Origin of the sequence: Brachybacterium sp. ACRRE (assembly GCF_022346485.1) — a bacterium.
GTDB lineage: Bacteria > Actinomycetota > Actinomycetes > Actinomycetales > Dermabacteraceae > Brachybacterium > Brachybacterium halotolerans.
Map to the genome: position 1 here is coordinate 1 of NZ_JAKRMO010000133.1, position 920 is coordinate 920.

Below are 920 nucleotides of genomic sequence, written 5' to 3' on the forward strand. Positions count from 1 at the left end.
GCCGCCAGCAGCGGGCGGGCCGGGACGAGCGGGTCGGGCAGGGCTCCGTCCGGTCCGCCCCGCCCGCTGCTGGCGGCGAGGTGAACGGCGCCCGGAACATCGCGTGAACATCCGGTTCCCGCCCTGGTCACGACCTGCTCGCACGCCTCGCGGTCGCCGGGTTCACATCGTCCGCACGGGCGGGGACGTGAGAGCCTTGAGGGGTGAGTTCCACCCCCTTCGCTCCGGACCCCGGCCCGCTGGCGACCTGGCCGCCGCGCTGGATCCCGCGCGCCGTCGTCTTCGACTGCGACGGGCTCCTCGTGGACACCGAGTCCGAGTGGCTCGCGACGCAGGCCCGCTACCTCGCGGGCCACGGGGCGACGATCGACGAGGAGACGCGCAGGTCGCTCACGGGGCGGAGCGTCGAGACCGTGGTGCGCAGGCTCTCCGCCGAGACCGGCCAGGACCCCTATGCCGCTGCCGACGAGCTGATGGCCCTGCACAAGGAGGCCCTCACGGATGCCGTGGGGATCCTGCCCGGCGCCGTCGAGACCGTGCGCGCGGTCGCCGCCCGCGTCCCGGTCGCGATCGCCTCGAACTCCCCGCGCGATCTTCTGGACGACGCCCTCGAGGGCCTCGGCATCGGGGACGTCGTCCTCACCTCCGTGAGCGTCGACGACGTCGCCGCGGGCAAGCCCGCCCCCGACATCTACGTCGAGGCCGCACGGCGGCTGGGCGCCGACGTCGCCGACACCCTCGCCTTCGAGGACTCCGAGACCGGTGCGACGGCCGCCCGCGCGGCCGGTCTGCCCCTCATCGCCGTCCCCTCGATCCCCGGGCAGCGGCCGGTCGCCGACCGCACCCTGGCGAGCCTCGAGGACACCGACCTGCACGCCTGGATCCGCACCTGGGAGAGAGCACGATGAACACCCCCGCCC

1 protein-coding gene is annotated in these 920 nt (G+C 74.9%); it reads left to right on the forward strand.

All coding sequences use genetic code 11. The features are described 5' to 3' along the window. Nucleotides 1-203 precede the first annotated feature (203 nt). Complete coding sequence (locus MHY49_RS18930) at nucleotides 204-908, forward strand: HAD family phosphatase (protein WP_239206803.1); 705 nt, start codon at nucleotides 204-206, stop codon at nucleotides 906-908. The last annotated feature ends 12 nt before the right edge of the window (nucleotides 909-920 follow it).